Origin of the sequence: Thermomicrobium roseum DSM 5159 (assembly GCF_000021685.1) — a bacterium.
Lineage (GTDB): Bacteria > Chloroflexota > Chloroflexia > Thermomicrobiales > Thermomicrobiaceae > Thermomicrobium > Thermomicrobium roseum.
This window is the reverse complement of the sequence record NC_011959.1, coordinates 1,707,901-1,732,276: the sequence shown is the minus strand read 5'-3', so window position 1 is coordinate 1,732,276 and position 24,376 is coordinate 1,707,901. Positions and strand designations below refer to the sequence as shown.

At 65.0% G+C, this 24,376-nt stretch carries 22 protein-coding genes and 1 tRNA gene; 13 read left to right on the top strand and 10 right to left on the bottom strand.

The genetic code is table 11. The annotated features are described in order from the left end of the window. Nucleotides 1-167 precede the first annotated feature (167 nt). From TRD_RS15365 to TRD_RS08050, 9 genes are all read left to right on the top strand, one after another. On the top strand, nucleotides 168-566 hold the full coding sequence (locus TRD_RS15365) for a stage V sporulation protein S (RefSeq protein ID WP_015922669.1): 399 nt from the start codon (nucleotides 168-170) through the stop codon (nucleotides 564-566). A gap of 52 nt (nucleotides 567-618) precedes the next feature. Next, nucleotides 619-1,476 carry a PHP domain-containing protein gene (locus tag TRD_RS08085; protein WP_015922668.1) on the top strand — a complete coding sequence of 286 codons (858 nt, stop codon included), beginning with the start codon at nucleotides 619-621 and terminating at the stop codon, nucleotides 1,474-1,476. A gap of 33 nt (nucleotides 1,477-1,509) precedes the next feature. After that, nucleotides 1,510-2,643: a nucleotide binding protein, PINc gene (locus TRD_RS08080; RefSeq protein WP_015922667.1), complete on the top strand. Its 1,134-nt coding sequence runs from the start codon at nucleotides 1,510-1,512 to the stop codon at nucleotides 2,641-2,643. After that, complete coding sequence (gene ispD / locus TRD_RS08075) at nucleotides 2,643-3,338, top strand: 2-C-methyl-D-erythritol 4-phosphate cytidylyltransferase (protein WP_015922666.1); 696 nt, start codon at nucleotides 2,643-2,645, stop codon at nucleotides 3,336-3,338. Before TRD_RS08080 ends, ispD begins: the two co-directional genes overlap by 1 nt. Then, nucleotides 3,335-3,844 (top strand): 2-C-methyl-D-erythritol 2,4-cyclodiphosphate synthase, encoded by a 510-nt coding sequence (gene ispF / locus TRD_RS08070; RefSeq protein WP_015922665.1) that lies wholly within the window; start codon nucleotides 3,335-3,337, stop codon nucleotides 3,842-3,844. Before ispD ends, ispF begins: the two co-directional genes overlap by 4 nt. Before the next feature lie 5 nt (nucleotides 3,845-3,849). Beyond that, on the top strand, nucleotides 3,850-4,314 hold the full coding sequence (dtd, locus tag TRD_RS08065) for a D-aminoacyl-tRNA deacylase (protein ID WP_015922664.1): 465 nt from the start codon (nucleotides 3,850-3,852) through the stop codon (nucleotides 4,312-4,314). Between the two features lie 78 nt (nucleotides 4,315-4,392). Continuing rightward, on the top strand, nucleotides 4,393-5,001 hold the full coding sequence (locus TRD_RS08060; RefSeq protein WP_015922663.1) for a zinc ribbon domain-containing protein: 609 nt from the start codon (nucleotides 4,393-4,395) through the stop codon (nucleotides 4,999-5,001). Between the two features lie 30 nt (nucleotides 5,002-5,031). Beyond that, nucleotides 5,032-6,684 carry a hypothetical protein gene (locus TRD_RS08055; RefSeq protein WP_015922662.1) on the top strand — a complete coding sequence of 551 codons (1,653 nt, stop codon included), beginning with the start codon at nucleotides 5,032-5,034 and terminating at the stop codon, nucleotides 6,682-6,684. Further along, on the top strand, nucleotides 6,681-7,793 hold the full coding sequence (locus TRD_RS08050) for a hypothetical protein (protein WP_015922661.1): 1,113 nt from the start codon (nucleotides 6,681-6,683) through the stop codon (nucleotides 7,791-7,793). The genes TRD_RS08055 and TRD_RS08050 overlap by 4 nt, the downstream gene beginning before the upstream one ends. Nucleotides 7,794-7,800: 7 nt before the next feature. Here TRD_RS08050 and TRD_RS08045 read toward each other — a convergent pair whose 3' ends face one another. The 4 genes from TRD_RS08045 to TRD_RS08030 all read right to left on the bottom strand — a co-directional run bounded on the left by TRD_RS08045 (nucleotide 7,801) and on the right by TRD_RS08030 (nucleotide 12,898). Beyond that, nucleotides 7,801-8,970, bottom strand: coding sequence for a site-2 protease family protein (locus TRD_RS08045; RefSeq protein ID WP_015922660.1), 1,170 nt, complete (start codon nucleotides 8,968-8,970; stop codon nucleotides 7,801-7,803). A gap of 125 nt (nucleotides 8,971-9,095) precedes the next feature. Further along, nucleotides 9,096-10,286 (bottom strand): dipeptidase, encoded by a 1,191-nt coding sequence (locus TRD_RS08040; protein ID WP_052294083.1) that lies wholly within the window; start codon nucleotides 10,284-10,286, stop codon nucleotides 9,096-9,098. After that, a complete protein-coding gene (coaE, locus tag TRD_RS08035) occupies nucleotides 10,231-10,980 on the bottom strand; it encodes a dephospho-CoA kinase (RefSeq protein ID WP_015922658.1) in 750 nt (249 codons plus the stop codon). The genes TRD_RS08040 and coaE overlap by 56 nt, the downstream gene beginning before the upstream one ends. Before the next feature lies 1 nt (nucleotide 10,981). Next, nucleotides 10,982-12,898: an ABC-F family ATP-binding cassette domain-containing protein gene (locus TRD_RS08030; protein ID WP_041436979.1), complete on the bottom strand. Its 1,917-nt coding sequence runs from the start codon at nucleotides 12,896-12,898 to the stop codon at nucleotides 10,982-10,984. A 101-nt stretch (nucleotides 12,899-12,999) separates the two neighbouring features. Here TRD_RS08030 and lysA point away from each other — a divergent pair, with 101 nt between their 5' ends. From lysA to obgE, 3 genes are all read left to right on the top strand, one after another. Beyond that, the gene (gene lysA, locus TRD_RS08025) at nucleotides 13,000-14,349 is read left to right on the top strand and encodes a diaminopimelate decarboxylase (protein ID WP_015922656.1); all 1,350 of its coding nucleotides are present in this window, start codon (nucleotides 13,000-13,002) and stop codon (nucleotides 14,347-14,349) included. An 81-nt stretch (nucleotides 14,350-14,430) separates the two neighbouring features. Next, nucleotides 14,431-15,960 carry an RNA polymerase sigma factor RpoD gene (rpoD, locus tag TRD_RS15425; protein WP_015922655.1) on the top strand — a complete coding sequence of 510 codons (1,530 nt, stop codon included), beginning with the start codon at nucleotides 14,431-14,433 and terminating at the stop codon, nucleotides 15,958-15,960. A 62-nt stretch (nucleotides 15,961-16,022) separates the two neighbouring features. Further along, on the top strand, nucleotides 16,023-17,426 hold the full coding sequence (gene obgE / locus TRD_RS08015; protein WP_015922654.1) for a GTPase ObgE: 1,404 nt from the start codon (nucleotides 16,023-16,025) through the stop codon (nucleotides 17,424-17,426). A 7-nt stretch (nucleotides 17,427-17,433) separates the two neighbouring features. On the opposite strand, the gene TRD_RS08010 is transcribed toward obgE, so the two are convergent. Beyond that, nucleotides 17,434-19,689 (bottom strand): RelA/SpoT family protein, encoded by a 2,256-nt coding sequence (locus TRD_RS08010; protein ID WP_081433447.1) that lies wholly within the window; start codon nucleotides 19,687-19,689, stop codon nucleotides 17,434-17,436. A 346-nt stretch (nucleotides 19,690-20,035) separates the two neighbouring features. On the opposite strand from TRD_RS08010, the gene TRD_RS08005 reads away from it, so the two are divergent. Further along, nucleotides 20,036-21,262 (top strand): molybdopterin molybdotransferase MoeA, encoded by a 1,227-nt coding sequence (locus tag TRD_RS08005; protein WP_015922651.1) that lies wholly within the window; start codon nucleotides 20,036-20,038, stop codon nucleotides 21,260-21,262. 9 nt (nucleotides 21,263-21,271) lie between these two features. Here TRD_RS08005 and moaD read toward each other — a convergent pair whose 3' ends face one another. The 5 genes from moaD to TRD_RS07980 form a co-directional block, all read right to left on the bottom strand. Beyond that, nucleotides 21,272-21,985 carry a molybdopterin converting factor subunit 1 gene (gene moaD / locus TRD_RS08000; RefSeq protein WP_015922650.1) on the bottom strand — a complete coding sequence of 238 codons (714 nt, stop codon included), beginning with the start codon at nucleotides 21,983-21,985 and terminating at the stop codon, nucleotides 21,272-21,274. A 17-nt stretch (nucleotides 21,986-22,002) separates the two neighbouring features. Then, entirely contained in the window at nucleotides 22,003-22,218 is a 216-nt protein-coding gene (locus TRD_RS07995) for a hypothetical protein (protein ID WP_015922649.1), read from the bottom strand. A gap of 117 nt (nucleotides 22,219-22,335) precedes the next feature. Next, a tRNA-Arg gene (locus TRD_RS07990) sits at nucleotides 22,336-22,408 on the bottom strand. 339 nt (nucleotides 22,409-22,747) lie between these two features. Continuing rightward, nucleotides 22,748-23,392, bottom strand: coding sequence for a MarR family winged helix-turn-helix transcriptional regulator (locus tag TRD_RS07985; RefSeq protein WP_041436058.1), 645 nt, complete (start codon nucleotides 23,390-23,392; stop codon nucleotides 22,748-22,750). 217 nt (nucleotides 23,393-23,609) lie between these two features. Continuing rightward, on the bottom strand, nucleotides 23,610-24,197 hold the full coding sequence (locus tag TRD_RS07980) for a protoglobin domain-containing protein (protein WP_015922647.1): 588 nt from the start codon (nucleotides 24,195-24,197) through the stop codon (nucleotides 23,610-23,612). Between the last annotated feature and the right edge of the window lie 179 nt (nucleotides 24,198-24,376).

Here is a 24,376-nt window from a genome sequence, read left to right as displayed (position 1 = left end):
CTGCAGCCTTGCGCAGTAGCCGTCGCGACGGTGATCGGAAGGGGATGACGGGACATCGAGACAGGAGAGGAGTGGGGACAGCGCGAAGCGTCGGACACGCTGCTCGGAAACGGTATCAGGCTCAGCGACAAGCGTGGCAGTGACCCACATCCATCGGAGGAGACAGCATGGAGCGCTTCTTCAGCAAACTGGATTTGCGCGAAATCAAGATCGGGACCGAAGCGAGTTTCCCGCCCGAGGAGGAGGCGAATCAGGGTCCGGCGCGTTCGAGCGCGCAAGGGAGTGGTGGGCAGCGTCCGCGCCGCAGCGAAGTGCTCAAGGTTTCGGCTCGCTCGCGCCCGAGTGCCGTCGCTGGTGCGATCGCCGGTGTCGTCCGTGAAGTCGGGCGTGCTGAAGTGCAGGCGATCGGTGCTGGCGCGGCCAACCAGGCGATCAAGGCGGTGGCGATCGCCCGCGATTACCTCGCGGAATCCGGTATCGATGCGGTCTGCCTTCCCTCGTTCATCACGGTGACCATCGGGAACGAGGATCGCACCGCGATCCGCTTGATCGTGGAACCGCGCTGAGAACTCGCTGCCCCCAGCCAGGACTGGCTGGGGGCAGTTCGTTTTCCCGCTCATGGGTACGATCGACCTTCACACGCACACGACAGCGTCGGATGGCATCCTCTCGCCCGAGGAGCTCGTCGAGCTTGCCGCGGTGCGCGGTATCGAGGTGCTCGGGATCACCGACCACGATACGGTCGCTGGTCTTCCGGCTGCCCAATCTGCGGCTGCTCATCGGAGTGTGAAGATCGTCCCGGGCATCGAGCTGAGCACAGCGGTCGAAACAGGCGAAGTCCATATCCTCGGTTATTTCATCGATCCAGCGGACCCGGTGCTTCAGGCACATCTGGCGTCGCTCGCCACTGCGCGCCGGGAGCGCGCTCAGCGGATGGTCGATCGACTCCGACAGCTCGGTATTCCCGTGACGATGGAGGATCTCGAAGCGATCGCCCAAGGGGGAACCATCACCCGCGCTCACGCAGCGCGCTTGCTCGTCGCGCGAGGGTTCGCGGGATCGATCGACGAGGCGTTCGAGCGGTTCCTGGGACGCAACCGCCCGGCGTATGTGCCACGGACGTATCCCTCGCCTCGGCGTGCCGTCGAGATCGTGCTGGCTGCCGGGGGCGCTCCGGTGCTCGCTCATCCGCTGAGTGCCGGTGATCCGGAGACGATTTTGGGGGAACTCGTGCCGGTCGGGCTCGTTGGGTTGGAAGCCTGGTATGCCGAGTATGCGCCGGAAATCCAACGTGAACTCGTTGCGCTGGCTGCGCGCTGGGGATTGATCCCGACTGGTGGAAGCGATTACCACGGACCTGGGTTCCGAGCCGAGCGCGAACTCGGGAGTGTCGATGTACCCCGCCAGTCAGTGGACATGCTGGCAGCACGGGCTCGCTCGGGTCGAGGAGGTGCTGCTACACTGCCTGAGCAGTGAGAGTCGGCGCCAGCGAGCGATGGTGCGGTCGCGATGGTCGTGGTCGGATCTTCACGAGAGACGACCGAAGCGGAGACGGCTGGTGGGGCGGGTGCTCGCACCCCAGCTGACCGCCGGCGCGCGCGTGCGGAACGGGCTCGGGGGCCGCTCGGCCGTCTCTTCCGATATGCTGGTCTCTCGATTGGTGCGCTCCTGGGCTGGTCGTTCGGCGGATTCTTCGCCGCTCGTCCGGAACTGGTTGCGGTGACACAGTTCTTTCTCGCCTCGGTCCTCGCCGCGCTCGGCTTTCTCGTGACGCCATATCTTCTGTTCGATCTCTCGGACGCGATCTGGGCGCGCTTGCGTGCGTTGACGGTCGATGCGCTGATCGCTGGCGGGATCGGTGCCTTCGCCGGTGGAGTGTTCGGGCTGTTGTTGGCCTGGCCGTTGGCGCTCCTGCCTCGCCCCGCGGGGCAACTGATCCCCCCGACTGTTGCTCTGCTGGCCATGCTGGTCGGGGCAGCGCTGGTGAGCAGCCGGCGTCGCGAGTTGATGGAGGTCATGGGTCTCCGTTCTCAGCGGCCCGGGCTCGCCCTCGTCCTCGATACCAGCGCGTTGATCGACGGGCGGATCGGAGAATTCGTCCGGCTTGCCGTACCCGATGCGCAGCTTCTCGTCCCGGAAGAAGTCTTGCGGGAACTTCATCGGCTGGCTGAACACAGCGACCCTCCCCGACGAGCGCGTGGCCGGCGCGGCCTCGAGCTTTTGCGGCGCTTGCGTGAGGAGGTCGGTTCCCAGTTCGTGGTGGTTCCCGCGCGCGTTCCCGAAACCGAAGCGGACGATGCAGTCGTCGCCTGCTGCCGAGAGTGCGCTGGTCGGCTGGTGACCTGCGATCAGCGTCTGGCGGACGTGGCTCGTGTACAGGGGCTCGTGGTGTGGAATCCGCATCAGCTGGCCGAGGCACTCCGCAGTCCGGTACACGTGGGGGATCGCTTCGTCCTTCACCTGAGTGGTCCGGGACGCGAGCCGGAGCAGGCGATCGGCTATCTGGACGATGGGACACTGGTCGTCGTCGAGGAAGCACGATCGCGCATCGGCCAGGACGTGCCAGTCGAGGTAACGCGGATCCTGCGGACACCAGCTGGACGCTTGGTCTTCGCGCAGTTGGTCGCGCAGAGCGAGCCCTGATGACGTGCAGTGCGGTCGTTCCGGCGGCGGGGCGAGGTCAACGACTCGGCGGGCGCGAGAAACCGCTGCTCCCGCTGGCTGGTCGTCCTGCCTTGGCCTGGGTCCTGGAGGCACTGAGTGCTTCCGGTGTCATCGCCGAGATCATCGTCGTGGCCAGCGAGGCGAATCGGGAAGCGGTCGAGTCGCTGTGCACTGCGCTCGGGCTGTCGCTTCCTGTCCAGGTCGTGATCGGTGGAGCGGAGCGTGCGCTCTCGGTCCGAGCGGGGGTGGAGCACGTACCGGACGACAGACGGTATGTGCTGATCCATGATGCCGCTCGGCCGCTCGTGACGCCCGAGCTCGTCCGGCGAGCCATCGCAGCAGCGCTGCGACACGGCGCAGCGGTCGCAGCGATTCCGGTGACCGACACGATCAAGCAGGTGGCCAGCGATGGGCGAGTCGTGACGACCCCGGAACGCTCGACCCTGGTAGCGGCGCAAACGCCACAAGTCTTTCGGTTGGACTGGCTCCGCGAAGCGTACCGCCGGGCCGGTGCGCAGTGGGTGACCGCCACGGACGAAGCGATGCTGCTCGAACGTGCTGGCTTTCCAGTCTTTGTCTTTCCGGGCGATCCCGAGAATCTCAAGCTGACCACGCCGATCGACGTGACGATTGCCGAGCTGATCCTCGAGCGCAGGATGCGGGGGAACGCATGATACGAGTTGGTTTGGGTTACGACGTCCATCCACTCGTGCCGGGGCGGCGGCTAGTGCTGGGTGGTGTCGAGATCCCGGGAACGGTCGGCTTAGCTGGACACTCGGATGCCGATGTCTTGGCTCATGCGATCGGCGATGCGCTGCTGGGGGCGGCTGGACTCGGTGACCTGGGGACGCATTTCCCACCGGACGACGAGCGGTGGCGGGATGCCTCGAGTCTCGATCTCCTCCGCCGCATCCGGGAGGAGCTCGGCCGAGTTGGCTGGCGCGTGATCTTCGTCGATGCGACGGTCATCGCCGAGTTTCCCCGCATCGCACCCTTTCGAGAACGGATGCGCGAGCGGTTGGCTGCGGCGTTGTCCCTCGCCGTCGAGCAGATCAGCGTGAAGGCGACGACGAACGAGCGACTCGGGTTCATCGGGCGTGGTGAGGGGATCGCTGCGCTGGCCGTGGCGATGCTCCAGCGCAGCGACGAGGAACACGACTCCGATCCGGACGGGAGGTAAGGACAGTGCGGGTTCTCCTCCAGCGGGTGAGCGAAGCCAGTGTCACGGTTGATGGAACGTTGGTGAGTTCGATCGGCCAGGGAGTCCTGCTCTTGGTCGGAGTGCGGCATGGTGACGACCGGGCGACGGCCGAGTGGCTCGCGCACAAAGTCGCGCACTTGCGGATCTTCGAGGACGAAGCCGGCAAAATGAACCGCTCGCTCCTCGACGTCGGTGGCAGTGCGCTGGTCGTCTCGCAGTTCACACTCTATGCCGATGTGCGCAAAGGACGTCGGCCGAGCTTCATCGAGGCTGCCCCGCCGAACGAGGCGCGACCGCTCGTCGATACCTTCGCGGAGACGCTGCGGGCACTCGGTGTACCCGTCGAGACCGGTGTGTTCGGTGCGCACATGGACGTCGCGCTCGTCAACGATGGGCCGGTCACGATCTGGCTGGACAGTGCGGAACTCCGTGGAGGCTCCCTCGATTAGGACTTCTGGGGCTCTTGTCGATCGGTATCCAGTGTTACACTCGCTCCTGGAGGATCGAGTACGAACGGAGAAGCTTCGGTGTACTGCCCGCAGTGTGGACAGCGGATCGGTGAGGGACGTGACACCTGTCCCATCTGTGGGGCTGCGATCGGCGAACCGGTGGCCGGGACGGGAGTGTGTTCCAGCTGTGGAGCGTTGCGTGCTCCCGAGGATACCTATTGTCGCCAGTGTGGAAACCTCCTTCCTTTCGATCTGAGTGCGCTCGAGCAGCTCGAACTGGCTCCGGGGGAGTCGCTCGGTGAGGTGCCGATTCCCGAGTGGCTTCGGGCAGAGGAACCAGGAACGCCAGGAAGCGAGCTCCAATTGCTGAGCGATTTGGATCTGCCGGAGTGGTTGCGGGAACCGACCGAGTCGGCAGCCGAAGCGCCGCCATTGCCGACGACAGCGGCGTTCGTCGTGCCGCCAGTGGTGCTTGCCTGGTCGCAGCCGATCGCGAGCGAAACGGCCGATCCTTCGCTTTTCGAGCCGCTTCCACCCCTGCTCTTGCCGGTCGCGCCGGCACTCGGTAGGGTCGCTGCTGCGGCGGCTGAGCCAGCCGGAGATCGTCGCCTGGTACGAATCGCTCTGTTCCTGGCACTGGCAGTCTTGATCGGTGTGGTCTTGTACATCTTGTGGCAGAGCCGGTAGCGCGCCCGGGAGGTAGTGAGGAGAGCGCGCATGCACAGTGCTGTGGCGATCTCCTGCAACCAGGGGATGACGCGGATCGTGCTGGCCGACCGCGTCGAGGGTGAGCCACGACTGCTCGGAACGGTGGCGGTTCCTGGCCGGGACGTCGAGACCGGATTGGCGTTCGCCGAAGAGCGCTTCGGTCGCCGATTGCTCGCCGAGGAGCGCCCGATCCGTCCGCGTGGCCTGCTGGGAGACGGCGCCGACGCCTGGATCGCGGTCGGTAGTCCGGCGAGCGTTCCGCTCCTCGCAGTGCTGGCCATCGCACTGGACCCGTTGCTGACAGACCTCGCCAAGCGTGCTGCCGAAGCAGCCATGGTCGAGACCCACTGGATCGACGCCACGCAAGTAGCAAGCCTGACGGCGCTGGTGCAACAGCTCGTGGAACTGCGTCCTCGCTTTCTCCTGCTGACGGGGGGATCCGATGAGTCTGCCTGGCAGTCGGCCATGGTGGCAGTGAGCAACGCGCTCGGCGACGCATTTGACCTCGAAGTCGGTATCGTCATCGCGCCGGAAGCGATCCAGCAGCTCGTGGCGAAGACGATCGGCGATCAGGTCGAACTCATGGGTGTCGATCCGACCACCTCCCAGCCAGCTGAGGTCGTCCGCGCGGTGACGAGCGAGTTTCGCTCCCGGGTGGCAACGCTGCTGTCAGCGGAGTTGAAAGCACTGGAACTGGATCGCTTCGTCGATCGTGCCACGGCATTGGAGCGTGCGCTTGCCTTTCTCGTCCGGCGTGCTGATCAGCGTGTCGCTCTCGTCGATCTCGAGCAGGGGATGCTCGGTATCTGGGCGCGTTCCGAGGGGATGTTGACGCTCTATCGAGCTGGGCGTGACCTCGAGCAGGGGGCGCTCGGACTGGCAGCACTCGGTCCCGAGACGATCGCGCGCTGGCTTCCTTTTCCGATGACCGAAGAAGACATCCTCGACTGGCTCGCCAATCGCGTCATGACGGCGTCTCCTTTCCTTTTCGAGTGGCGTGACCAACTCATCGCGACTGCGGCGGTGCGAGCGCTCGTGCAGGATCTGGCGAGCGCAGGGCCACCGAGCGGAATGCGCGAGGATCTCACGCTCGTCGTACTCGGACCACGTCTGGCTTGGCTTCCTGCGGAACTCGCATTGCTGTGCGCGCTCGATGGGTTCGCGCCACTTCCGGCTGGCGGGCTCGTCAGTGTCGCGCTCGACGAGGCGGATCTCCTGGCGACGTGCGGTGCGCTCGCTGAAATCGATCCGGGATACGCGGCGACACTCCTGGAGCGGGATGCGCTCTTCCCGTTGGCTCATGTCATCGTTGTGGCTGGTGATGCCATGGAGGGAGCGATCGCCGTCCGCGGCGAGGTTCGTGCGGGTGATCTGGTGCACCGCTTCGCGGTGCCCTGGGGGAGTTTGCACGTCCTACCGTTTCCTTCTGGCCGTTCAGCGGAACTTCTCGTGGAGCCGGAAGCAGGTATTCGTATCGGGTGTCTCGAGCCAGGGGTCGCGATCGAGTTCGCTGGCGAGGCAGCGCTCGGTTGGACGCGTCTCGGAATCGTGATCGACGCGCGAGGACGCCCCTTGCGGTTACCGGACGATCCGCCAGTTCGCGCTCGGCGGATCCGTTCCTGGCTGGCTGACCTCGGTGTGGCGGAGGGGGTGATGCGGTGAGCGCTCTCGGGCGCCTGCCCTTGGTCGCGCAAGATGTGGAGTGCCTCGTGCGACATCGCTTGGCTGCACCGGAACTGCGCGTCGCTGTTGGGCAACTGGTCGAACCGGAGACGATCCTGGCGATGGCGGCCGACGGCCTGCCACGCAGTGCACGGATCGCGCTCGCGGCGGAACTCGGAGTCGCACCAGCGGACGCAGCGCGCTACCTGGTGCGTGCGCTCGGGGAGCGCGTCGAGGCGGGTGAAGTGGTGGCAGTGCGTCGCCGAGGGCTGCGAAGCCAAGAAGTGACCAGCCCGATCGCTGGGCGATTGGCAACGCTGGATGCCGAAACCGGTCTCTTGACCGTGGTGACCGATCCACCGCGGCGGGCGGTACCTGCTCTCGTCGCAGGCGAGGTGAGAAGCGTTGCCGACGATGCAGTGACGATTCGTGCCATCGGTGATCTTCTGCTCGGAGCAAGCCTCCTCGGTCGGGAAAGCGCTGGTCCACTGATCGTTCTGGCCGATCGGCCGGATCGTGAACTCCCCGCCGAGGAGTTCGACGAGCGCTGCCGCGGAGCGATCGTTCTGGCCGGTATGACGGTGAGCAGCGCTGCGCTCCGGCGCCTCCACGATGTGGGAGCGGCCGGTGTGATCGTGGGCGGTCTCTCGACACACGCGCTCGAGCCGTTCTGGGGAAGCGCGGCGCCGACCCGTCTCCAGCGGGCACTGGTCGACCCGAGTGCGGACTGGCCGTTTCCCTTCGGTGTGCTCATGCTGGAGGGATTCGGTCGTCTCCCCGTGCCGGAACCGGCCTTCGACTTTCTGGCCGAGCGTGCCGGACGATGGGTCGCGCTCCTGTCGAGCGCAAGTCTCGGACTCGATCGTCCAGCCTGCTTCGTGTCCTCGCGGAGCTTGCAGGGGCAACCTCTCCAACCGATCGCGCTGGTTCCCGGTGCGGTGGTGCATCTCCGGCTGCCGGCCCGGCCGGGGCTCGGTCGCCTGGTGAGCGTGCCGTTTGTGGCTCGCCAGCCGGATAGCTTGGCGTTCCGGGCGGTCTGGGTCGAGCGGGACGGAAACCGTGAGATCGTGCCGGTCGATCTCGTCGATCCGGTCGCAGCTGATGCCTGAGCCTCGCTCAGCTGGCGCGGCGTTCGCGTTGACGTTGCGCGTACAAGACAGCAACCTCGTCGGGTAAGCGACCCAGTTCCTGCCGGAGTTGCAAGAAACGAAGGAGTGCGTTGCGCGTCAGTAAGCCGAGTAAGCGGCTGTCATCGACGATCGGGATTTGGTGGATCTCGTGCGTCGCCATCAGGCGGAGGATCCGCTCGAGATCGTCTTCTGGTTTCGCCGTGATCAGCCGCTCGCGCGGAGTCATCAAGTCGCGGACGCGCCGGATCGGCCACTGCTCGCGCGGTGCGTGTCGCACATCGGTCAATGTGACGATTCCGACGAGCCGTCCGTCCTCGACGACTGGGAAGCTGCGCACGTTGTAGGCGAGCAAGGCATCGACGAGTTCGTCGATCGTCGCGTCGGGGCGGATGGTCGGCGGATCGGGATCCATGAGCTGGCCGACATGCACTCCTTCGAACAAGCGGCGGATCACCAATTGCTGGTACGACTGCTGAGCAGCATTCTGGAGAAACCAGCCGAGTGCGATGAGCCAGATACCGGAAAGCGGCGAACGGAACACGAGGAAGAGCCCACCCGCCATGAACAAGAACCCGATCGCGACACCGATCCCGGCTGCGATCCGTGTTGCGCGGAGAACGTTGCCGAGTGTCCCCCACAGGAGCGCTCGGAGGACGCGTCCACCATCGAGCGGATAGGCCGGGATCGAGTTGAACGCGACGAGGATCAGGTTGGCCCACCCCAGGTACTCGAAGATCGCCCCGAGGGGTTGGCTGATGTCCTCGACGATCGGCCAGAGTCCGAGCGAGACGATACCGATCGCGACGCTGACGAGCGGTCCGGCGACAGCGATGAGAAACTCGTCGCGCGCTCGGCGTGCTTCGTCAGCCAGTTGCGCGACGCCACCGAAGATGAACAGGACGATGCTGATGACGGGTACACCACGGGACTGCGCAACCAGCGAGTGTCCCAGTTCGTGGGCCAGAACAGAAGCGAACAGCAGGACGCTCGCGAGTGCGCCGACCGCCCAATAGGTTCCAGAACTCCAACCGGGATACCAGCTCGGAAAGACGCCGACCGCCAGGGAGTAGGTCAACAGGGCGAAGACGAGGAGCCAACTGTAGTGCACGCCGATCTCGATGCCGCGGAGCCTTCCCAGCCGAATCGAGGCTTCCATCACCATCCTCCAACGTCGGAGTGATGCCAGCGGAGTTGGCGAGCGGGTGCGAGAGGGGCCGCAAGACCGATCTCCGCCCTTTGCCGCCGAGTTCCTCGCTAATCCTAACACTCGCGGTATCGGATTCAGCCGACGACCTCGCGGAAAACGCGCAAGAAGTTGAGCCCGAGCAGCTTGCGGAGTTCCTCTTCGGTGAAGCCCGCTTGGGCGAGCGCGACGGTCAGGTTCGGCCAATCGGCGAATGTTTCGTAGCCCTCGATCTGATAGTCGGGAGTCAAGCGGTGCTCCTCGAGTCGGAAACCTGTCCAGTCGAAGCTTCCTGGTAATGTCGCTGGCATTTCGGGCGGGTACTCGATGAGCGATCCAGTCCGGGAACTCGGTGGTCCCATCTTGTCCGTTCCGATACCGACCTGATCGATACCACAGACATCGACCATGTGCTCGACATGCCGCACGAAGTTCTCCAACGTGACGTGGGGATGCGCGCTGAGAAAGCCCGGTACGACGACGACGCCGAAGTATCCCCCGCGCTCGGCGACAGCACGGGCGAGTTCGTCCGATTTGGCACGAGGGTGGCCGGACAACGCCTTGGCTGCGGAGTGGGACACGACGACGGGTGCCGTGGAGACGGCGAGAGCGTCCCACCCCACCTGCTCGCTACAGTGACTGATATCGACGAGAATCCGGAGGTCGTTCAGCCGGCGGACGACCTCGAGGCCGAAGGTCGTCAGTCCGCCCTGATAACGCTCGGTGCAGCCGTCACCGACCAGGTTCTGGAGGTTGTACGTCAGCTGGACCATGCGCAGACCCAGGTTATGGAACAACTCGATGCGATCGAGATCGTCGCCGAACGCGAGTGTGTCTTGGAAATCGATCACGATCCCGTGCTTGCCTTCGCGGTGCGCCCGCTCGATATCCGCGGCTTCGCGGACGAGCACGAGATGGTCCGTGAGGAGGTCGACGATTGCGTGGGCGTTCGCGATACGCCGGACGGCTTGCTCGAAGGCCTGACTGATCGGTCCAGGGCCGGAGAACGTGCCGCAGGCGACCGTGACGCCAGCTCGTCGCCAGAGGTTCAGGTACGACTCGCGTGCCTCTGCCGAATCGCGGAGTTCGCGAACGATCATCGCTTCGAGCAGCGGCTGGATTTCGGCACGCGTGCGACCGAGCCGCGCGTATTCGCTGACGAGTTGCTGCATGCGGGGGGTGAAGAGCGCACCGCTCGTGATCGGCGGCTGTTGCGAGTCGATGACGAGCGCTTCATGGTGCAGGGCGCGGGCTTCCTCCGGCGTCAGGCTCGGTTTCCGCCGTCCCATCGCGATCGTCTCTCCTTTCGGTCTGGTCGGTCCGCTCACCGGCAGTGTAGGGGGAGACATCGCGATCGGCAAGTGAGCTCGGTTGAGGGTACCCGAGTTTGCGCAGAACTTCCTGCCAGAGTTTCCGCACCTGACGACGCGTCTCGTCGATCGTCCCGCTATTGTCGATCACGCGATCGGCGCGAGCGATCTTTTCCTCCTGGGGTGGTTGGGCTCGGATCCTGACCAGCGCTTCTTCCTCGCTGAGGCCGTTGCGACTCATCAGCCGGGTGAGTTGTTGCTCCGGTGTGCAGGTGACGACCCAGACCTCGTCGCAGTCCCGAGCGAGACTCGACTCGAAGAGCTTGATCGCATCGATGACGACGACCGGACGCTCGGTCTCAGCGATACGGCGTCGGATCTCGGCGACGATGACGGGGTGCGTGATCTCCTCGAGGCGACGGAGTGCCACGGGGTCGCGAAAAACGATCGCGCCGAGCGCGCGCCGATCGAGTGAACCGTCGGGGAGGAGGATGGACGGGCCAAAAGCCTCGACGATTTTTGCGAGAACAGGGCTTCCCGGTTGAACGAGAGTGCGGGCAACCTCGTCCGCGTCGATCGTTTCCGCACCTAGCGCGGCCAATTCCCTGAGGACGAGCGTCTTGCCACAGGCGATATTGCCGGTCAGGCCGATCACGTAAGGGCGTCGCGCCATCTCAGAGTTCTCCGACCCGCGCGACAGCGAGTTCCTCCTGGAGGTGCTCCCAGCGCGCATAGGCCTGCTCGAGTTCGCGCGTCAGCGCATCGTAGGTCGCCCCCAACTCAGCGATCGTTTCGACATCGTGGCGAGCCGTGGCTTCATCCAGTTCGTCAGCGATCTGGCGCACGCGTGCCTCCAGTTGCTCGATCGTGCGTTCGACCTGTGCCACTTCTCGCTCGATCTGTCGTGGCGAGCGTGAGCGGCGCGGGCGTCCAGGCTCTGGCGCGAGTGGCTGTTCAGGGGAAGAAAGACGCGGCGGCTGAGCTATCGCGGTCGCGTGATGCGTACGCTGATACTCGCTGTAGCCCCCGAACCAGACGCGAAGCTCTGCTCCTTCGATCACCCAGAGCATGGTCGCGAGCCGATCGATGAAGTACCGGTCATGGGAAACGAAGAGCAGGGTGCCGGCGAATTCCCCGAGGACGGCTTCGAGGGCTTCGCGGCTGGGAAGGTCGAGATGATTGGTCGGCTCGTCGAGGAATAGAAGGTTGGGGCGCTCCAGCGTGAGGAGCGCCAGGGCGAGGCGACGCCGCTCCCCACCGCTCAGGGCGCTGACCGGCTTGAAGACCTCGTCGTCGTGGAAGAGAAAGTGCGCGGCCAGACGGCGCGCCTCCTCTTCGCTCGCTGCATGCTGGCGAAGCAACGTCTCGAGGACGGTACGCCGCTCGTCCAGGCGCGGTTCCTGTGGGAGAAAGGCGAGCTTGACACCGGTGCCGTAACGGAGCGAACCGGACAGAGGAGCGAGTTCTCCGGCGAGCGTGCGGAGGAGTGTCGTCTTCCCGGCGCCGTTGGGGCCGACGATCGCGATCCGCTCGCCGCGCTGAATGACGAGTTCCGGCGTCCGCAGGAGCACCGTGCCGGGATAACCGATCACCAGTGGTGTCGTCGTCAGGACTGTCCGGCTGCTCGTCCCGCCCTGAACGAGCGCGAGCTGGAGTCGCTCCATTTCGCGCGGGGGCTCCAGTCGCTCGAGTCGTGCTAGTTTCGTTGCGCGGCCACGAGCCTCGCGAGCCCGTTGACCGGCTCGGTAGCGCTGGATGAACGCTTCCTCCTTGCGGATGTACTCCTGTTGCTGTTCGTACGCGGCCAGCCGCTCCGCGAAGCGCTGGGCACGGAGTTCGAGATATCTGGAATAATTGCCCGGATATTCTTCGATCCGACCGAAGCTGAGCTCGAGTGTCCGCGTCGTGATCTGGTCGAGGAAGTACCGGTCGTGCGCGACGACGAGGACGGTCCCGCGCCAGCGCTGGAGGAAGGACTCCAGCCAGGACAAGGCCGGGAGATCGAGATGATTGGTCGGCTCGTCGAGGAGAAGCAGATCGGGATCGCTCAAAAGCGCTCGCGCGAGCGCGAGGCGGGTCCGCTGACCACCACTGAGGTGCTCGACCGGCCAGGCGAACTGGGACTCCGCGAACCCGAGTCCGGCTAGCACGGTACGAGCCCGGACGTCCAGTTCCCAGCCGCCAGCCGCCTCGAAACGAGTGCTCACTGCCTCGTAGCGGGCGAGGAGTTGGGCATGTTCTTCCTCGTCGCGACTCGAAGCGATCGCTTCGGTGAGGGCAACGAGTTCATCGCCGAGCGCTCGCACGTGAGCCAGGGCGTCGAGCGCTGCTTCCAGCACCGTGTGGCCACGCGGAAGATCCGGTTCCTGAGGAACGTAGCCGATACGGAGCCCGCGGCGAGCGATGACCCGTCCGCTGTCCGGTCGCTCGAGCCCTGCGATGATCCGCAAGAGGGTGCTCTTGCCAGCCCCATTGGGGCCGACGAGTCCGACCCGCTCGCGTTCGAGGAGTTGGAAGCGGAGGTCTCGGAATATCTCCTGCGTTCCGTAGCGCTTGCTCGCTCCCTCGACGGTCAAAATGGTCTCAGGCATCGATCGCGTCTTTCCCATCTGCTGGCGCCGAAAACCTTGGCGCGCTTCCAAAATGGCAACTATACTCACCGCCGTGCCCACTGTGGCCCGAAAGGTTGGACATGTGCGGTTTCGTGGCCGAACGAGCGCATATCTTGCCGGAAACGGCGCGGCGTGACGAGTCTGGCCAGCTGTGGACCGGGGGTGTTCCGCTGCCCCGACTCGCGGAGCAGTACGGCACCCCGCTCTACCTGTACGATGTCGCGACGATCCGCGCTGCCATCGCGGCGTACCGGCACGGCCTGGAGAGCTATCCAGGGGAGACTGCTCTCGTCTATGCGGCCAAAGCCTTTGCTGCGGTGGGGCTGCTCCGCTTGCTGGCGAGCGAGGGGCTCGGCGTGGACTGTGTCTCCGAGGGGGAACTCGCGTTGGCACGAGCAGCCGGTGTCCCCGCCGAGCGACTGGTGTTGCACGGCAACAACAAGTCGGAGGAAGAGCTCCGCTTCGCGCTCGAACTGGGAGTTGGGCGGATCGTGGTCGATAACCACGATGAGCTCGAGCGGTTGGTAGCGATCGCCCGGAGTACTGGAAAGACTGTTCCGATTCTCCTGCGCCTGAATCCGGGGGTCGAACCACACGATACCCACGCTTATCGGCGCACCGGCCAACTCGATTCCAAGTTCGGTCTGCCCATCGTCACTGGGGACGCGGAGGCAGCAGTCGCGCGCTGCCTCTCGACACCGGAACTCGCACTGCTCGGGTTCCATGTCCATATCGGCTCGCAGTTGTTCGATCTCATCCCCTACCAGCGAGCGATCGAGCAGGTCTTCGCTTTCGCGGGTGAGCTCTCCCGGCGATTCGCTTTCTCCCTTCGCGAATTCTCGCCAGGTGGTGGCTTCGGGATTCCCTACACGACCGAAGACCCGGTCCTGGATCTGGCCGAGGCGACAGCGCAGGTCAGCCGATGGGTGGCGGAAGCAGCGAGCATGGCCGGGTTGCCGCTCCCCCGCCTCGTGCTCGAGCCGGGCCGCTCGCTGGTCGGACGTGCTGGCATGGCGCTCTACCGGGTGGGGAGTGTCAAGCGTCTTCCCGGGATCCGCACCTACGTGGCAGTGGACGGTGGGATGGCGGACAATATCCGGCCGGCGCTGTATGGGGCGCGCTATCTCGCACTTCCGGTCATCGAGCGAGCGGATCGACGTCGCGAGCGTGTCACCCTGGTGGGCAAGTATTGCGAGTCGGGCGATGTATTGGTGAGGGACGCGGTGCTTCCGGAACCGGTTCCGGGGGATCTGGTGGCCATTCCCGTGGCTGGAGCGTACTGCTTGGCGATGGCGAGCAATTACAACCTCGCTCGCCGACCAGTTGTGGTCGCGTTGGAGGCGGGAAGAGTGGAACTCTGGCAGCGTCGGGAAACGATCGCCGATCTTTTGGCACGGGAAGCGGGAATCGAAGGGGCGCGATACCGTTGAATTTTGCTCTGCTCCGTAGTATTACTGGGATGCCGCACGAGCAGGCGCTGGTTTCCTCGAAGGCCGTGAGGAGTGCGCGCGGTGACCAAGGCGGAACGGCGCGGGAAGCCCAAGCGGTCACGTGAGGTGGTGACCAGGGCGAACGGATCGGTCGATCTCCCGGTGCTCGCAGGGGCTGATGCGATCCTGGCGACGGCTCGCCTGCACGGCCGTCTCACGCGTGAGCAATGGTTGGCCCTGATCGACACGCTCGGCCCCGATGCTGCCGAGACGGCTCTCGCTGAGCTGCAAGCAGAGGGAGTCCCCGTCGCGATCGAGGAAGCGCTCGAACCGGATGGCACTTCCCGCTCCTGGGAGCCTGAGAAGGAGGCCGATCCGGATCTGCTCGTCGAGGATCCGGTGCGCTTGTACCTCGCGGAGATCGGGCGTGTCCCGCTCTTGACGGCCGAGCAGGAAGTGGAGCTCGGCCGAGCAGTGGAGTTGGCGGAGTATCTCGACGAACTTCGGCGCTGCTGCGGTGACGATCCGCTCGTTTTGCTGCTGGCGGCGTGGGAGCGCTTCGTGACGGGTTGGCCGCTCGTCGAGCGCCTGGCCCAGCGTCTTCCAGGCAAGAGGGAGACACGCACCGCGGTGCTCGCTGCGATCTTGCCGCTGCGCTCCCTTCCGCCCGTGCTGCTGCGACAGTTCCGTGGGAAGGATGGCAGGAGCGTCGAGGAACTCGAGGACACCTTGCGGTGCCGGCGCCTGGAGTTCGCGCTCTTTCCCGAGCCTTTGCAACGGTGGTGTGATCCGCTCGAGCGCAGGCTTCCCCCGATTCCGCCGCTGAACGAGCTCGGACTGGATCGAACAGCGCTGATCGCGCACTGGCAGCGCCTCCGGCGCGACGGGGAGGCGGCTCGTCGCAAGCTGACCGAGGCAAATCTCCGGCTCGTCGTCAGCATCGCCAAGCGGTATACCGGCCGGGGATTGACGCTCCTGGATCTGATCCAGGAGGGGAATCTCGGGCTGATGCGGGCGGTCGACAAGTTCCAGACGCACAAGGGCTTCAAGTTCTCGACCTATGCGACCTGGTGGATCCGCCAAGCGATCACGCGTGCCTTGGCTGATCATGCCCGGACGATCCGCTTGCCGGTCCACCTCGTCGAGACCTTGAACCGCGTCAGCCGTGTGGCACGCCAATTGACGCAGGAACTCGGGCGCGAGCCGACGACCAGCGAACTCGCGGCCGCTGTCAACATGCCGCTGGATCGCCTACGCGAATTGCTCCAGGCGGCACAGGATCCGGTTTCGCTGGAAGCGCCGGTGGGCCAGGAAGAGGAGAGCACACTGGGTGACTTTCTGGAAGACGAGCGCGCGGTTGCCCCGTTGGATGCAGCAGCGCTTTCGCTCTTGCGCGAGCAGGTGCAGTCGCTCCTGGCGACGTTGACTGAGCGTGAGCGCCGAGTCCTCGCCATGCGCTTCGGTCTCGAAGATGGGCAGACCTACACGTTGGAAGAAGTCGGTCGAGCGTTCGGTGTCACGCGCGAGCGAGTCCGCCAGATCGAGGCGAAGGCGCTTCGCAAACTCCGTCATCCGCAGCGGGCGCGAGCACTCCGCGATTTCCTCGAGTAAGCTTGATCGTGTGTCAACGGAACGTTGCGAGCAGGTCTGCCGAGCGGCAGGCCGGAGGGGTCATGTTCTACGACGAAGCCAAGATCTTCGTGAAGGCTGGAAACGGTGGGAACGGGGCGGTCAGTTTCCACCGGGAAAAGTACATACCGCGTGGTGGGCCCGATGGAGGCGATGGTGGGCGCGGGGGGAACGTGTATCTCCGCGTCGATCCCTCGCTCAACACGTTGCTCCCGTTCAGCTATCAGCGACAGTTCCGGGCCGAGGATGGACAGCCGGGTCAGGGAAACAACAAGAACGGTCGGGACGGTGCGGATCTCTACATCGACGTTCCACCGGGAACCGTGGTGTACGACGAGGCCACTGGTGCGGTTCTCGGCGATCTGCTCGAGCCGGGCGAGGTGTTGCTGGTCGCTCGTGGAGGGTTCGGTGGACGGGGCAATCAGCATTTCGCGACGCCGAGCCGGCAGGCTCCGCGCTTCGCGGAAAAGGGAGAGCCCGGCGAGGAGCGCTGGCTGCGGCTGGAACTGAAGCTTTTGGCCGATGTCGGGCTGGTCGGTTTGCCCAACGCCGGCAAGTCAACGCTCTTGGCTGCAGTGAGCGCTGCTCGACCGAAGATCGCTGACTATCCCTTCACGACGCTGGAGCCAATGCTCGGCGTGGTGAGCGTGCCGGGTCGGGAGGGAGGAACGTTCGTCCTCGCCGATCTGCCAGGACTGATCGCTGGCGCCTCGCGTGGTGCTGGACTCGGCCATGAGTTCTTGCGCCATGTGGAGCGGACACGCCTGCTCATCCATGTGCTGGACGGCTCCGGCGGACTCGAGGGGCGCGATCCACTGGAGGACTTTCACACGATCAATGCGGAACTCGCCGCCTATTCCGCATCGCTGGCTGGCAAGCCGCAGATCGTCGCGGTCAACAAGATGGATCTCCCCGAGGCACAGGCCAACTGGCCGCGCATCGCGCGAGCACTGGACGAACTCGGTTACACGGCCTACCCGATCTCGGCGGCCACGGGACAAGGGGTCGGCGAACTGATCCGCGCGACCTGGGAGCGCCTGCAGCAACTGCCTCGCCCCGAACGGGTCGCGCCGCCCCTGCGCAGTCACCGGGTCTATACGCTCGATCGCTCGCAGGAGCGTTGGGAGGCGATCCGCTTGTCTCCTCACCACTTCGCGCTGCGAGGTCCAAAGATCGAGCGACTCACGCTGATGACCGACTTTTCCAACCCGGAGGCAGCCGAACGGTACCAGCGGCTGCTGGCCCGCTGGGGTATCTCCCGGCGGCTGCTCGCGCTCGGCATTCAGCCAGGCGATATCGTGCACGTGGCTGGACGCGAACTGGTGTGGGAACCCGAGTTGGCGGAAGCTGAGCAGACTCGGCCGCGCCGGCGCTTGACCAAACGCGAGCGGCTCCTCAAGCGGGCTGGCCTTTTGGAAGAACCGGAAGAAGAGATCGGCGAGCAGTGACGTCCGCTCAACGGGAGACCGCGGTCGGTGTTTGGTCGCCCGTGATGCGTCGGACGTCGTAGACGTCCCTGACCGATTCCAGCTTCTGGAGGATGCGGCTCAACTGCTGCACGCTGGTCACTTCGAGCGTCATGAGGATCGTCACGGTGCGATCCTCGTGCACGTTGGTGAGGACGGAGAGGGCATTGAGTCCTTCGTCAGCGACCAGCGTCGTGATATCGCGGAGGAGTCCGACTCGATCCCACGCCTCGATACGGATCGTCACGGGGTACTGCTGTGGTGTCTCTCCCCAGTTGACGGGGATGACCCGTTCCGGTTCGTTGGTATGCAGAATGTTCGGGCAATCGGCGCGGTGGACGGTGATCCCGCGTCCGCGCGTGATGAAGCCGACGATCGGGTCGCCGTAGACCGGCTTGCAGCAATTCGCGAGCCGGGTCAGCAGGTCGCGTAGGCCGGTCACCTGGAGCGGTGGTGCTTGGGTCGGGGACTGAGCTGCGCTCGCTCGTGTGCGCTGGTCCTCGTGTTCGGCGATGCGAGCGGCGAGTTGTTGGGGCGTGATGGCACCGTAGCCGATAGCCGCCAAGAAGTCCTCGAGCTTTTGGTAGCGGGGGAACAGCTTGAGGACGTCCTCGAGCTTCATCTCGACACCGAGGCGTCGGAGTTCCTGTTCGAGGAGATGGCGGCCGTGCGCGATATTCTCCTCGCGTTCCTGCTTGCGGAACCACTGGCGAATCTTCTCGCGCGCTGAGGCCGTCGTGACGTACCCGTTGCTGGGGATGAGCCAGTCGCGGCTCGGACCAGTGCGCGACTTGGACGTGATGATCTGCACGACCTGACCGTTCTGCAGCTTGTAATTGAGCGGAACGATCTGCCCATTGACCTTGGCGCCCACACACTGGTGCCCGACCTCGGTATGGATGCGATAGGCGAAGTCGATCGGTGTCGCACCTGCCGGCAGTTCGACGACGTCCCCTTTCGGGGTGAAGACATAGATCATCTCCGGCAGGAGATCCTGTTTGACCGAGTCGACGAACTCTTGGGCATCGAGCAGTTCGTCGCGCCACTCGAGGATCTGGCGGAACCACGCGATCTTGGCCTCGATCGACCGATCGCCACTGTCGGGTTTCAGCTGCTCTTTGTAGCGCCAATGGGCGGCGATCCCGTACTCGGCTTCGCGGTGCATCTCATGGGTCCGGATCTGGACTTCGAGCGGGATGCCGCGCGGGCCGATCACCGCTGTGTGTAGGGAGCGGTAGAGATTCTCCTTCGGATTGGCGATGTAGTCGTCGAACTGACCCGGGATCGGGTGCCACATACCGTGGATGATAGCGAGCGCGGCATAGCAATCGCGCTGCTCGTCGACGATGACGCGGATTCCCAGAACGTCGTAAATCTCGTCGAAGTTGCGTTGCTTCTCGCGCATCTTGCGAGCGATCGAAGCGATATGCTTCTCGCGCCCGGTCACGACCGCCCGAATGCCGGCATCGGCGAGGGCGCGCTTGACCTGCTCGATCACTTCCTGGAGATACTGCTCACGATCGTGCCCGCGCGACTCGAGCGCGCGTGCGATCGTCTCGTAGGTCTGCGGCTCGAGATACTTGAAGGCGAGATCCTCGAGTTCCGCCTTGAGCTGGCCGATACCGAGGCGGTTCGCCAGCGGGGCATAGATCTCCATCGTCTCGCGCGCGATGCGACGCTGCTTTTCGGGCGGCAAATGGTCCAATGTCCGCATGTTGTGGAGGCGATCGGCGAGCTTGATGAGGACGACGCCGACATCCTCAGCCATGGCCAGGAGCATCTTGCGGAGACTCTCTGCCTGGCGAATCTTCTCGCGTTCGAGGCTGACCGGCTCGTTCTCCGGACTCAAGCGGATTTTCCCGAGCTTCGTCACACCATCGACCAGGCGAGCGACCCGCGGACCGAATCGCTCCCGGAGTTGCTCGATCGTGACGTCGGTGTCTTCGAGCACATCGTGCAACAGCGCAGCAGCGATCGTCTCCTGGTCCAGCTGCAAGTCGGCCAGGATCAGCGCGACCGCCAGGGGATGGGACAGGTACGGCTCACCGGAGCGCCGGCGCATCCCGGCATGCGCGGACCGAGCGAGCTCGAATGCATGGTGGATCAGCTCGAGATCGGCGTTCGGCAGGCGCTTGAGGAACTCGGGAGCCACGTCCTCCCATACCGGCTCGTCGCTCGGCCCGACGGCCGGAGTGGCCTGGGACGGAGATTCGTGGTTGCTTTCACGCGGTACCGCTGTCGCCATGTCGTCCCGATCGCGCGATCGCCCGCTGGGGGAGTAATCGTTTCATTCTCCAATGATACGGTGGAAACGGGTCCTATCGCAATCTTCTCGTGAACTCACTGGTACTCGTGGCCGAAGCGGCAAACTGGTCTCGTCGCGTTCTACTGTGGTGAAGGAAAGCGGTAGCGCTGGCCACGTCGCACGCCCCGGTGCTGTTCGCTTCGCTGAAGCGGCAGCGGCCTGCCCAGCGGGCGTGGTGAGAGCGATGCGGAGAGGCCGGCCTGCAGCGGTGGAGCCGCCTTCGCTCCCTGGGGAGGTGTAGGATAGAATCGCTTTCGTGCCGATAGCGGTCGGCGAGGAGTACGGTATGCAGCGAACGAGCCGGATGTTGACTCCACAGGAAGCGCTCGACATCATTCTCGCTCACGTCCAGCGCCTCCCGAGCGAAGAGGTCGGGCTGATGGATGCGGCTGGGCGCGTGCTGGCCGAACCGCTGTATGCACCGGAGGACCATCCCCCGTTTCCTGCCGCGACCATGGATGGCTACGCAGTGATCCACGACGATACCTCACCGTGGCGCGAAGTGATCGGCGAACAGTTCGCTGGTCATGTCACGGACGTCACCGTGACTCCGGGGACAGCCGTGCGGATCACGACTGGGGCGCCTTTGCCGGCGGGCGCGGACGCAGTCGTCCCGGTGGAAGACGTCGAGCTCGTGGACGATCATATCGTGATTCGGCGGGAGGAGGTCCGTCCAGGCGAGAACGTGCGGCCGGTCGGGGCGGACGTGCACCGTGGCGAACTGATCGTGCCGGCCGGGACGGTACTCGGCCCGGCGGAGATCGGCCTCGCGGCGAGCTTGGGCATCGCCAGTGTCCCCGTCTCACGCCGACCGCGAGTTTCCGTGTTGAGTACCGGCGACGAGCTGGTCGATCCCGGACAGCCGCTCGGTCCCGGCCAGATCCGCGATTCGAACCGCTTCATGCTGGTCGCAGCGTTGCAGCAGGCCGGTGCCGAGGTGGTTTGGGCGGGGCGAGGACCCGACGATGTGGAGCGCTTGACCGAACTGCTGCGAGAGCGAATCGCGGAGAGTGACGTCGTGATTTCCTCCGGCGGTGTGTCGGTCGGGGAACGCGACTTGATCAGTGCGGCACTCCGCACGCTCGGAACCGTTCACATCGAGCGGCTCTTCATGAAGCCAGGCAAGCCTTTTCACTTCGTGACGGTTGGCCGGACGCTCCTTTTCGGCTTGCCCGGTAACCCCGTCTCGGCGCTCGTCGGTTTCGAGATCTTCGTCATGGCGGCGTTGCGGGCGATGACCGGACAGCAGCCGGTCATCCCGGAGCCGGTTACCGTGGTGCTCGCGCATCCGATCGAGCCGGGTGACCGTATCGAGTACCAGCGGGCGATCGTCTGGTGTGACGAGACGGGGACCCTGTTCGCTCGCAATACCGGGCCGCAGTCGTCGGCCCGCTTGCTCTCGGCCGTCGGAGCGAATGCCTACCTGATCGTGCCGCCGCGGGCCGAGCCATACCGTCCCGGCGAGCGACTCCGTGCGATCCTGCGGCGTCCGGTGCACGGACAGGCGCGCTGAGATGCCTCATCACTCGGCTGGAGGCGAAGGTTCCGAGGCGCGACGAGCGAAGAGTTCCTGGTAGAGCGCTTCGCTCCCGATCCAGATCTCGCCGTCCTCGTACACTTCCTTCTTCCAGATCGGTGCGACCTGCTTGAGGCGCTCGATCGCGTAGCGGCAGGCCTCGAACGCTTCCGCGCGATGCGCGCTGGACACTGCGATGACGACACTGGCTTCGCCGATATCGACGCGTCCGGTGCGGTGAGCGATCGCGATACCGAGCACGTCCCAGCGTTGCCGGATTTCCTCAGCGATCTGTGCGAACGTTTCGAGTGCGGCCTCCGCATAGGCCTCGTATTCGAGGTAGAGGACGCGCTTGCCGCGAGCGTGGTCGCGCACGGTACCGATGAAGAGAACGACTGCTCCCGCTCGAGGATCGGCGACCAGCTGCTCGATCCTCCTGGGGTCGAGGGGCTCGGGACCGATCGAGAATGGGGTGCTTCCGCCCGAAACAGGCGGGACGAGCGCGACCTCGTCTCCCTCGCGGAGCAATTGATCCGGGCGGGCGTAGCGGCGATTGACCATGACCATCATCGAACGCTGGAGCCGCGCGAGGGACGGCTGAGACTCGCAGAGTTGCGCGAGGAGCTGTCCGACCGTCGTCCCCTCAGGGAGGTCGCGCTCCTCGCGATCTCGCCCGAGGAGTTCGCGCACGATGGCGAAGTAACGGACCGTGACACGCATGGCTTCTCTCGTTTCTTTCACTTCTGGCCTCGTTCTCGGTTGCGGCGACGCGGGAGCGGGAGCTGGGTGAACAAGCTGAGAAAGAGCAAGAGGAGCCCGGTTCCTCCCACGATGCTGCTCGTCGTCTCGGAGAGTGCCAGCCCGAAGACGCGCGTGAGCACGAACGGTATCAGGACGAGCGTGGTTCCCGGAAGGAAGAAAATGAGCCACAACTGGTTGGCGCGCTGGCGCATGCCGTTCTCGCTCTCTGGTAAGCGTTCCTGCTGGCTCTCCCGGTGACGAGTGCTCGCATCGCAGATCAGTCAGGGGAGCGAGAGCACCGCTCACCAGATTCGCCCCGAAGAGAGCAGCACCCCCGGCAGGATTCGAACCTGCGACATGCGGCTTAGAAGGCCGCCGTTCTATCCACTGAACTACGGGGGCATGACGCTCTCACCCTGTCGATCACGATGGTACTGCAGGGACGAGTGGACTGGCAAACGGCAGGGTACGACGGCGTCGGGGCAACAGTCGGAGGGGAGCGATGCGGCCCCACGCATGGCCGGGAACGAGCTGCCAGGAATGCTCAGCGGATGAGGAGCGCAGCTTCCACTATGGAGGCTCGTGCAACCAGCGAGTCGCTGGCCGCGCGAACCCGACTGGTCGGGGGCGTTCTCGTCGGTGCCGAGGCGTGCGCTGGCGGAACGATGGGATGGAACCAGCGTGCTCGGGGCGAAGTGGCTTCTCGCCTGCGATATCCCCGGGCCGCTCGTCGTCTTGCGATCACTCTGCCGCCAGGGGCAACAAGCCTTCCGGTGTTTCGGGCCGATAGTCCGGGCAGGCCAAACGCGCTTCTCGATCGCTGAGAAAGCGCTCGATCAGTTCGCAGCGATGCGGCTCGTCGGTACCTGGGGCCACGTTCTCGCGGAAGTAGATGCACCCGCGGCATGCCTCAGCCACTTGCAAGAGACCGGATGCGCGCAGGCTCCAGACGACGGCTCCCAGGCCACGCTCCAGCGCCAGGAGCTCGCTCTCGCTCAGTCCTGCCAGGGCTTCTTCGAGCGTGTGGCCGAAACGTTCCAGCCGTTGCGCCGCCGCCTCGCCAGCCGGAGTTAAGCGGAGGAGCGTCACTCGGCGGTCGACGCGGCTGATTTCGCGAGCGAGTAAGCCAGCATGCTCCAGTGCGTCGATGATCCCGATCGCGGTCACGTGCGTCACACCGAGCGCCTGGGCGAGACGCCCGACCGATGCGAGAAATGGCTTCGTGTAGCGGACCCAGAGGAGTGCCTGGGCCTGCATGGGGGTCAGCCCGAGTCCCTTGACTTCTTCCGTCGAGATCGCCTTGATCGCATGGGTCAGTCGCAGTAAAGCCATGGCGACGCGGGCAGCCCGCGATCGTTGCCGGAGTTCGGGATCGAAGACGGACATCGGTATCGACTCGCTTTCCACGCTTCTCATCCATCCGTAGCGACCAACACACACGAGCGAGTATAGCACTGTTGTGTCGCTTGCCGACGGGGCGTGTCGTGCCGATGGGATCCGACTGGCCAGCGAGGAGTGACTGGTCGCGGCCTCACGCGATGGCACACAGCAGCCCGGGTAGCGAGCGACCACGCGCGCTACCCAGGCTGCTCGTCGCGCTCGTTCAGAACACACCATCTTTCACGTAGGGATAGGTCCAGAGGATCGCTTGCAGGAGCACCGCCTTGAGCCAGGCCTGGTGCATCCGTTCCACTCGAGCGGGATCCGATTCACCGCGCTCCAGGAAGGGGCGCACGGTTGCGTAGATCGGGTAGACCAACGCGATCATGTAACGGTAGTGGACGAACGGCGGCGTTCCGTGGACGTTGTCGGTCTGGTTCTTCTTGTCGAAGTGCCGGCGCCCGATCTCGTACGCGTAGTCGAGCCAGCGCTGATCGAACTCGGCGCGGCAGGTATCCAGGACCCACTGTCCGAATCGCTGGCGTACACGGGCGAGATACTCGCCGTGCGGCCCTTCAGGCGTCGAGAAATACCGCAGGAGGAAGTCATGGCTGCCGACGAAGCCGTACCAGACGTCGAGCAGCTCGTCGATGTGTGGGGCGAGGATCTCCCCGGCTCGGCGGAGGGCAGTCGCGTCCTCTTCGGTGAAAAGGAGGGCTTGCTGGAGAAGTGCCAGGTCCGCCTCGCTATACGGGGCGCGCGGCAACGATGGATCGCCGTACCGATAGCCGGGAATTGCCTGTGTCGCCATGATCGCACCTCCCGAGAGCGCTCGCCAAATACGTCGTTTACCGACATAGTAACGGTTCGCGAGGGAGTTGTCAAGCCCTTCCCGCGTTCTCCTCGCGGGAGGCCGCGAGCGAGTCTGTCCCCGGTCGCCGCTCGAACAGGCTCCGCGGCCAGTTCGTCGCCAACCGAGCGCGCAGGAGC

Bases quoted from the DNA above. Each gene is read 5' to 3' on its own strand.
- TRD_RS15365 (WP_015922669.1), top strand. From the start codon at position 168: ATGGAGCGCTTCTTCAGCAAACTGGATTTGCGCGAAATCAAGATCGGG.
- TRD_RS08085 (WP_015922668.1), top strand. From the start codon at position 619: ATGGGTACGATCGACCTTCACACGCACACGACAGCGTCGGATGGCATC.
- TRD_RS08080 (WP_015922667.1), top strand. From the start codon at position 1,510: ATGGTCGTGGTCGGATCTTCACGAGAGACGACCGAAGCGGAGACGGCT.
- ispD (WP_015922666.1), top strand. From the start codon at position 2,643: ATGACGTGCAGTGCGGTCGTTCCGGCGGCGGGGCGAGGTCAACGACTC.
- ispF (WP_015922665.1), top strand. From the start codon at position 3,335: ATGATACGAGTTGGTTTGGGTTACGACGTCCATCCACTCGTGCCGGGG.
- TRD_RS08055 (WP_015922662.1), top strand. From the start codon at position 5,032: ATGCACAGTGCTGTGGCGATCTCCTGCAACCAGGGGATGACGCGGATC.
- TRD_RS08045 (WP_015922660.1), bottom strand. From the start codon at position 8,970: ATGGAAGCCTCGATTCGGCTGGGAAGGCTCCGCGGCATCGAGATCGGC.
- TRD_RS08040 (WP_052294083.1), bottom strand. From the start codon at position 10,286: ATGGGACGGCGGAAACCGAGCCTGACGCCGGAGGAAGCCCGCGCCCTG.
- coaE (WP_015922658.1), bottom strand. From the start codon at position 10,980: ATGGCGCGACGCCCTTACGTGATCGGCCTGACCGGCAATATCGCCTGT.
- TRD_RS08030 (WP_041436979.1), bottom strand. From the start codon at position 12,898: ATGCCTGAGACCATTTTGACCGTCGAGGGAGCGAGCAAGCGCTACGGA.
- lysA (WP_015922656.1), top strand. From the start codon at position 13,000: ATGTGCGGTTTCGTGGCCGAACGAGCGCATATCTTGCCGGAAACGGCG.
- obgE (WP_015922654.1), top strand. From the start codon at position 16,023: ATGTTCTACGACGAAGCCAAGATCTTCGTGAAGGCTGGAAACGGTGGG.
- TRD_RS08010 (WP_081433447.1), bottom strand. From the start codon at position 19,689: ATGGCGACAGCGGTACCGCGTGAAAGCAACCACGAATCTCCGTCCCAG.
- TRD_RS08005 (WP_015922651.1), top strand. From the start codon at position 20,036: ATGCAGCGAACGAGCCGGATGTTGACTCCACAGGAAGCGCTCGACATC.
- moaD (WP_015922650.1), bottom strand. From the start codon at position 21,985: ATGCGTGTCACGGTCCGTTACTTCGCCATCGTGCGCGAACTCCTCGGG.
- TRD_RS07995 (WP_015922649.1), bottom strand. From the start codon at position 22,218: ATGCGCCAGCGCGCCAACCAGTTGTGGCTCATTTTCTTCCTTCCGGGA.
- TRD_RS07985 (WP_041436058.1), bottom strand. From the start codon at position 23,392: ATGTCCGTCTTCGATCCCGAACTCCGGCAACGATCGCGGGCTGCCCGC.
- TRD_RS07980 (WP_015922647.1), bottom strand. From the start codon at position 24,197: ATGGCGACACAGGCAATTCCCGGCTATCGGTACGGCGATCCATCGTTG.